Here is a 7854-nt window from a genome sequence, read left to right as displayed (position 1 = left end):
GCGCTCGCGCGCAGCAGCGCTGCTGCCGTCGATCGCGGCGAAAAGCCGGCGGTGACGTCGGCGATCGCGAAGTACCACGCGACCGAGCTTGGTCGCGAAGTCGCCAGGGACGTGATGGATGTGCACGGTGGCAAGGGCGTGCAGCTCGGGCCGAACAACTATGCCGGCCGGGGCTGGCAGACGTCACCGATCGCGATCACCGTCGAAGGCGCGAATATCATGACGCGCAGCTTGATGATCTTCGGTCAGGGTGCGATTCGCTGCCATCCGTACGTCTTGCGCGAAATGCAGTCGCTCAAGCTCGAGGACTATCGCGAGAAGCTCAAGGCATTCGATTCCGCACTGTGGGGACACGTCGGGTTTGCGATTTCCAACGCAGTACGCAGCTTCGTGCTCGGCCTCGCGTTTGGCAGGATCGGCAATGTGCCGGGCGACGCGTACACGAAGCGCTACTACCGCAAGCTCAATCGCTACGCGGCGACGCTTGCACTGGTCGCCGATACCTCGATGCTGGTGCTTGGCGGCAAGCTGAAGTTCAAGGAAAAGCTCTCGGCGCGTCTTGGCGACGTGCTGTCGAACCTGTACATCGCGAGTGCAATGCTCAAGCGTTACGAAGACCAGGGCCGTCCGGTGACCGATCTTCCGCTGCTCGCGTGGGCGTTCCATGATTGCGTCTATCGCATGCAGAACGCGCTCGATGGCGTGCTACGCAATTTTCCGGTACGCCCGGTTGCATGGCTGCTGCGCGTGCTGGTGTTTCCGTTCGGGCGTCGCGAAGTACCGCCGTCCGATCGTCTCGGTCGTCGCGTCGCGGCGATCCTGTGTGGACCGAACGAGGCACGCGATCGTCTCGGCGAATGGGTTTATCTCACGCCGAACGCAAACAATCCGGTGGGACGCATGAACGCGCTGCTGCCGGACGTCATCGCTGCCGAGCCGATCGAACGAAAGTTTCTCAAGGCGCAGAAGACCGGCGATCTCGCCGGCTACGACTACGACGCGCAGCTCGCGGATGCGGTTGCCAAAGGTGTCCTCAACGCTGCCGAGGGCAACCTGTTGGCACGTGTCCGGGCAGCGACGTTCGAGTTCATTTCGGTCGACGATTTCGATCCTGCCGAACTCGCCGCCGGAACGCGGCGATTGCAACAGCCGCTTCGCTCGGTCGCCTGACGAGTGGCGTCGGCACGTACGCGCCGACGCCATTGCGGTGATTGACTGTCGGAACGTTGTCTGGTGATTTCACGGGCCATGCGCGCGCAGCATATGTCCCTTGTCAGGCGGCAGGCGAATGCTGCACTTTGCGTGCGCATTGCCTGCCGACTTGGTCAGCCCAGCAACGCCTGCGCGTGATGCAGCAGGTGGTCTTCCATGAAGGTCGAGATGAAGTAGTAGCTGTGGTCGTAGCCGGCATGCAAGCGCAACGTGAGTGCTTGCCCTGCATCGCGGCACGCGCGATCGAACCGCTCCGGCTGAAGTTGCGGCTCCAGGAATTTGTCGGAATACCCCTGGTCGACGAGGATCGTGCCGGGGAATTTCGCGCCACCCTTGATCAATGCGCACGCATCATACGGTTGCCAGGTCGTGCGGTCGTCTCCGAGATAACGCGGCAACGCCTTCTGGCCCCATGGCACCTCGGACGGCGCGACGATCGGCGCAAACGCCGACACCGAGCGATAGCGATCCGGATTCTTCAATGCAATCGTCAGCGCTCCGTGGCCACCCATCGAGTGGCCGAAGATGCTTTCGCGCTCAAGGTCGGCAGCCGCGAACTGCGTGCTGATGATCTTCGGCAATTCCTGCGTGACATAGCTGTACATGCGGAATCGTTTCGCGAATGCGGGCGTCGTTGCGTCGAGATAGAAACCCGCCGCTTCACCGAACTCCCAGTCGCCCGTTGCGCCGTCGATGCCGGTGTCGCGCGGGCTGGTGTCCGGCGTCACGAGGATCACGCCGAGTTCGGCCGCAAGACGCTGCGCGCCCGCCTTGATCACGAAGGTTTCCTCGTTGCAGGTGAGCCCGGCCAGGTAATAGAGCACCGGCGCCGTCTCGCCGTCGGCCAGCGGCGGGCGGAACACGCCGAACTTCATCGTGCCACCGGTTTCCTTCGACGCGTGGCGGTAGAACCCCTGCACGCCGCCGAAGCAGCGCTGCTCGGAAATGGTTTCGAAAGACATGATTGGACCTCGCATCGATGCCGTCGACCGGATGGCCGACGGCGACTTCGTCGGGTCGATGGTAGCGCCTGCGGTTAAGATTGCCGACCCTCGTCTCCTGCATCCTTTGTCGCATGCCCTACACGCCGATTGTCGCCACCCTGGGTTACGTGCTGTCCCCCGACCGCCGACGTGTGTTGATGATCCATCGCAACGCGCGCGCGGATGATCATCATCTGGGCAAGTACAACGGACTCGGCGGCAAGATCGATCCGCACGAGGACGTGCTTGCCGGAATGCGCCGCGAGATTCACGAGGAGGCGGGGATCGAGTGCACCGAGCTCAGCCTGCGCGGCACGCTCAACTGGCCGGGGTTCGGCAAGGCGGGCGAAGACTGGCTCGGGTTCATCTTTTTGATTACGCGCTACGAAGGCGAGCCATTCGAGCGCAACCCCGAAGGTGCGCTGGAGTGGGTCGACGTCGACCGGCTTGAAACGCTGCCGATGTGGGAAGGCGATCGTCATTTCCTGCCGCTGGTGTTCGATGCCGATCCGCGCGCGTTTCACGGCGTGATGCCGTATCGCGATGGACGGCCCGTTTCGTGGAGTTATTCGCGGGTGTGAGGCATCAGAACGAACGATTGAACCGCGACGGACACGAAGAAAAAGCGGATCGGAGTTCGAAGCGATGTGCGGTCTCCACCCGCTGCTTCTTTTTGTGCGTCAGCGTTCACGGCTGGTGACGATCGATGATGTCGCCAACCGCGCGGTGCGCCAACCGATCCAGGCTGAACTTCCGGCTGCAACCATCACCAGTGTTGCAAGTCCCGGAAGCGTCGCGCCAACCGCTCGCAGCCCATTGAGCCCGCTGTTCACCACAACATCGCCGAAACGCCAGACGGACGTATCGATGAAGTTCTTGGTCTTGTAGCGCGTTTCGGCATCCACCCGCGTGTACAGGCTGTCGGCTGCAGGCTTGAAGATTCCATAGGCGCTTGCGCGGGTGACGATGGCCACGGCGACGATCCACGGACCTGCGAACAGCGCAAACAAGCCGAGCATGACGACCTTGATCACACCGTCCAGCACCAGTGCCGGGGCCGGTCCGAAGCGCTCCATCAGCGGGCGTGCCACGACAATCTGCAGCGCGGCCTGCAGCAGATTGGTGTACAGATCGATGCCGGCCGAGAAATCGATGCGCGCTTCGCGAGTGACGAAGGTCGCGCCGCTGTAGTCGACCATGAAGGCGTAGATCACGGTGCCGACCGCGTCGCCGAGGAGCATCAGGATTGCAAACCGCCGCATCAGCGGCGACTTGAATGTCTCGATCGCGCCGGCGAGAAATCCGCCTCCGATGACTCGATCGTTGCGTCCCTCGCCATCGATGACCGGGTGGTTCTGCGACCAGCGCGACAATGCCACGATGCAGCCGATCGAAACTGCAAGCAGCGACGCCGCGATCATCAGAAGTCCCGAAACGCCGAGCGAAACGACGAACGCTTTCGCAAACGCCGGCGCGGCGATTGCCCCCAGGGCGCCGCCGGTGGCGATCAACGGAAACAGCCGGTCGGCCTGCCTGGCGTCGAACAGGTCGGCCATGAAACTCCAGAACACCGCGACCACGAAAAGATTGAACACGCTGACCCAGACGAAGAACACCGACCCGAGCAGGCGTGCGCCAATCGCATCCTGCATGCGGAATGCGGGGATGAAGGCCAACATGCCGAGAATGAAGAATACGTACACGATCGGCACGAACACGCGCCGCGGCAGTCGCGCGACGAGTGCGCCGAACACGGGAGCGAGCGCGAGCGTGACGACGAAGGTCGCCATGTAGAAAATGGGCAATGCGGTCGATCCGACTGCGGCAGACAACTGGTCACGAATCGGGCGGATCACGTAGTACGCGGCGAGCACGCAGAAAAAATACGTGAACGCGACGACGACGGCGAACCATTCGTGACGCTGGATGGCGGGACGTTCGGGCACGTGGGTCGGGATCGTGGTGGAACGCCAAAGCCTAGCATGCGACGTCGCGTGGTCTTCGCCTGCATAATCGCTCCATGACACCGACGCTCTCGACCATCCACGTGTACCCGGTGAAGTCGTGCGCGCCGCTCGCGCTGGACGAGGCCGTCGTTGAAGGCCGCGGGCTTGCGGGAGATCGTCGCTGGATGCTGGTCGACGCGGACGATGCATTCGTCACGGGGCGCAAGTTCCCGCGACTGACTCTGGTCGTTGCGCACCCGCAGGTTGACGCATTGCGGTTGGATGCGCCGGGCATGCCGACGTTGCGTGTGGAGGTGCCCGATGCAGGTTCTGCTCGAGTCGACAGCGAGGTGTGGGGCGCTGCCGTGCGTCCGCGCGTTGCCGCCGATTCGGCCCATGCCTGGTTCAGCGATTTCCTCGGACATCCGGTGCGACTGGTCTACATGGATGACGGATGCGCGCGCTTCGTCCGCGCCAAATACGAGGGCCGCTATGGGCGCGATGGCGACCAGGTCAGTTTTGCGGATGCATTTCCGCTGATGCTGATTTCGCAGGCGTCGCTCGATGCGTTGAATGCGCGACTCGAGGTCGCGGTGCCCATGTTGCGGTTTCGGCCGAATATCGTCATCGCCGGCACCACCGAGCACGCGGAGGACGACTGGAAGCGCATCCGCATCGGTGCGATCGAATTTGAAGTCGCCAAGGCATGTACGCGCTGCGTGTTCACCACGGTCGACTTCGAGCGCGGCCAATTCGACCCGACCGGCGAGCCGCTGCGCACCCTGATCGGTTACCGCCGCGCGCCGGACGGAGTGCGATTCGGACAGAACCTGATTGCACGCGGGCGCGGCATCGTGCGACTCGGTGATCCGGTCGAGATTCTCGAAGACGCGTGAACGCGACACGGTGGGGCAGGCCCATCAGACGCGCGTTTGTCGCGTTGGAGTAACGGCTCTAACGCGCGCGCATACGCTCGGAGCATGACCCAGCAAGGTCCCACCTTCGACTACCTGATCGTCGGCGCCGGTTCCGCCGGTTGCGTGCTCGCCAATCGACTGAGCGCGAACCCGGCAAATCGTGTGCTGCTGCTGGAAGCGGGCGGTCGCGACTGGCATCCGCTCATCCACATGCCGGCGGGCATCGGCAAGCTCGCCCGCAACGAGCGGCTCAACTGGAACTACCTCACGGAACCCGAAGCAAACCTGGACGGTCGCCGGCTGTGGTGGCCGCGCGGCAAGGTGCTTGGCGGATCCAGCTCGATCAATGCGATGTGCTACACGCGTGGCGCACCCGGCGACTACGATGATTGGGCGCGTGCGAGTGGCGATGCACGCTGGGCGTGGTCGAGCGTGTTGCCAGTGTTCATGCGCAGCGAAGGCAACACGCGCGGATCGAGCGCAACGCACGGCGCCGACGGGCCTCTCGGAGTGTCCGACCTGCGTCACCACAATGCGCTGTCGGCGGCGTTTATCGACGCGGCCGGATCCGCCGGCTTCGCGCGCAACGACGATTTCAACGGACTGACGCAGGAAGGGTTCGGTTTCTACCAGGTGACCCAGCGCAACGGTGCGCGTTGCTCGGCGGCGGCCGCGTATCTGCATCCGGTGCGCGCGCGCGAGAACCTGCGCGTGGTCACCGGTGCAATGACCACGCGGATCCTGCTCGACGGGACACGCGCCGTTGGCGTCGAGTATCGCCATCGCGGAACCGTGGTGCGCGCACAAGCCGGCAACGTGATCCTGTCGGGCGGCGCGATCAATTCACCGCAGTTGCTGATGCTCTCGGGCATCGGCCCGGCGGATCACCTGCGCGATCGCGGCATCGCGGTTGCGCACGATCACGCAGGCGTGGGTGCGAACCTGCAGGACCATCTCGATATCTGCACGCTGGTGCGTTCGACCCAGGCCATCACCTACGACCGCATCAACGATGTCGCGGTGGCACTGCGTTTCCTGTTCCGGCGCGACGGCATCGGCAGTTCCAACATCGCCGAGGCGGGCGGCTTCCTGCGCTCGCGATTCGCAAAGGATGACCGTTGCGACCTGCAGTTCCATTTCGTGCCCGCACTGCTCGACGACCATGGACGCCACCGTCTCGATGGTCATGGATACACCGTGCACGCCTGCAATCTCCGTCCGAAGAGCCGCGGCGCGATCCGACTGCGTTCAGCGGATCCGCTGGCGCCTGCGCTGATCGAGCCGAACTATCTGGGGGACTCCGGCGGAGAGGACTTGCAGATGATGATCGAGGCCGCGCGGTTGTCGCGGACGATCCTTGCGCAAGGGCCGTTCGCGCCGTATCGCAGCGAGGAACTCGTTCCGGGAGGCGTCGTCCAGGACGACCTTGATCTCGCCGCATTCGTCCGGCGCAAGGCAGAGACGATCTATCACCCGGTCGGAACCTGCCGCATGGGCAGCGACGACGCATCGGTCGTCGACAGCGAATTGCGCGTGCGCGGAATCGACGGTTTGCGAGTCGTCGACGCATCGATCATGCCGACGCTGATTGGCGGGAATACAAACGCACCGACGATCATGATCGCCGAGCGCGCAAGCGACCTGATTCTCGGCGCCGTTTAGCAGGTTCGAATGGCGATCGTGCAGTGCACGTCTTCCTCCGGGCACAACGTGCTCCTCATGCGGACGGCCTTTTTGATCGGACCGTCGAGGAGCTGCCGGCCGACCTGCGCTCGTCCGGCCTACGGAGATGAGTCAGGTGTGGAAGGTTGATGCGGCCGTAGGCCGGACGCGCTTTCCGCGGCCGGCGCTCTTGATCAGCAACGCGCGCGCCGAATCATGGTCGTCGCGCCTGAAACCAGCGTCTGCACGCGAGCCCTTTCATCCGAGCGCGGCGGTGAGTTCCGGCACGATCTTGAACAGGTCACCGACCAGTCCGAAGTCGGCGATCTCGAAGATCGGCGCTTCGCCATCCTTGTTGATCGCGACGATGGTTCCGGCGTCCTTGATGCCGGTGAGATGCTGGATCGCGCCGCTGATGCCGATCGCGACGTACAGGTCTGGCGCGATGATCTTGCCGGTCTGGCCGACCTGGAGGTCGCTCGGAACATAGCCCGCATCCACCGCGGCACGCGACGCACCGACACCGGCGCCGAGCTTGTCGGCAAGCGCGTAGATGATCGCGAAGTTTTCCGACGACCCGAGCGCGCGACCGCCGGAGACGACGCGCGCTGCCCCTTGCAAGTCGGGGCGATCGGTCTTGCCCTGGACGAGTTCGACGAAACGCGTGTGCGTCGGCAACGCGACATCCAATGACAACGCTTCGACGGGTGCGTCGCTCGCGCCTGATCCGGCCGCGGCGAACGAGGCAGTGCGCACCGTGGCGACCAGCAGTTGATCGGCCGGCGCCTCGACCGTGACGATCGCGTTGCCCGCGTAGATCGGACGTTTGAACGTGTGCGCACCATCGACCGAGGAAAGATCGGACACCTGCGACACGCCGAGCAGCGCGGCGACACGTGGCAGCACATCCTTGCCGAACGTCGTGGACGGTGCGAAGAGATGGGTATAGCCGTTCTTCGCGGCTGCAGCGATCTGTGGCGCATGCGTCGATGCCAGCGCGTGCGCATTTTCGCTGCGTACGAGTGTCCACACTTTCGTCACGCCGTCGATCTTCGCGGCTTCGGCGGCGATCGCGCCCGCATCCGCGGCGAGCACCAGCAGTTCGATCGATTCCGCCTTCAGGTCTTTCGCGCA

7 protein-coding genes are annotated in these 7854 nt (G+C 64.0%); 4 read left to right on the top strand and 3 right to left on the bottom strand.

The features are described from left to right. A partial coding sequence (locus ABIV12_RS03165) for an acyl-CoA dehydrogenase domain-containing protein (RefSeq protein ID WP_348056145.1) occupies positions 1-1170 on the top strand: 1170 nt, incomplete at its 5' end. 155 nt (positions 1171-1325) lie between these two features. Here ABIV12_RS03165 and fghA read toward each other — a convergent pair. After that, a complete protein-coding gene (fghA, locus tag ABIV12_RS03160) occupies positions 1326-2174 on the bottom strand; it encodes an S-formylglutathione hydrolase (protein WP_348056143.1) in 849 nt (282 codons plus the stop codon). Positions 2175-2287: 113 nt separating this feature from the next. Here fghA and ABIV12_RS03155 point away from each other — a divergent pair, with 113 nt between their 5' ends. Then, on the top strand, positions 2288-2776 hold the full coding sequence (locus ABIV12_RS03155) for an 8-oxo-dGTP diphosphatase (protein ID WP_348056141.1): 489 nt from the start codon (positions 2288-2290) through the stop codon (positions 2774-2776). A gap of 99 nt (positions 2777-2875) precedes the next feature. Here ABIV12_RS03155 and ABIV12_RS03150 read toward each other — a convergent pair whose 3' ends face one another. After that, a complete protein-coding gene (locus tag ABIV12_RS03150) occupies positions 2876-4141 on the bottom strand; it encodes an MFS transporter (RefSeq protein ID WP_348056139.1) in 1266 nt (421 codons plus the stop codon). Between the two features lie 74 nt (positions 4142-4215). Between ABIV12_RS03150 and ABIV12_RS03145 the strand changes: the two genes are divergently transcribed. Further along, on the top strand, positions 4216-5037 hold the full coding sequence (locus ABIV12_RS03145) for an MOSC domain-containing protein (RefSeq protein ID WP_348056137.1): 822 nt from the start codon (positions 4216-4218) through the stop codon (positions 5035-5037). Positions 5038-5121: 84 nt separating this feature from the next. Continuing rightward, positions 5122-6720 (top strand): choline dehydrogenase, encoded by a 1599-nt coding sequence (locus tag ABIV12_RS03140; RefSeq protein ID WP_348056135.1) that lies wholly within the window; start codon positions 5122-5124, stop codon positions 6718-6720. 258 nt (positions 6721-6978) lie between these two features. Here ABIV12_RS03140 and ABIV12_RS03135 read toward each other — a convergent pair. Further along, on the bottom strand, positions 6979-7854 hold an 876-nt coding region (locus ABIV12_RS03135; protein ID WP_348056133.1), incomplete at its 5' end, for an FAD-binding protein.

Source organism: Dokdonella sp., assembly GCF_039926425.1.
GTDB lineage: Bacteria > Pseudomonadota > Gammaproteobacteria > Xanthomonadales > Rhodanobacteraceae > Dokdonella_A.
Note: the sequence above shows the minus strand (reverse complement) of the source record. Positions and strands in the feature narration are given on the sequence as shown.

Coding starts and splice junctions, on each gene's coding strand:
- fghA (WP_348056143.1), bottom strand. CDS start 2,174: ATGTCTTTCGAAACCATTTCCGAGCAGCGCTGCTTCGGCGGCGTGCAG.
- ABIV12_RS03155 (WP_348056141.1), top strand. CDS start 2,288: ATGCCCTACACGCCGATTGTCGCCACCCTGGGTTACGTGCTGTCCCCC.
- ABIV12_RS03145 (WP_348056137.1), top strand. CDS start 4,216: ATGACACCGACGCTCTCGACCATCCACGTGTACCCGGTGAAGTCGTGC.
- ABIV12_RS03140 (WP_348056135.1), top strand. CDS start 5,122: ATGACCCAGCAAGGTCCCACCTTCGACTACCTGATCGTCGGCGCCGGT.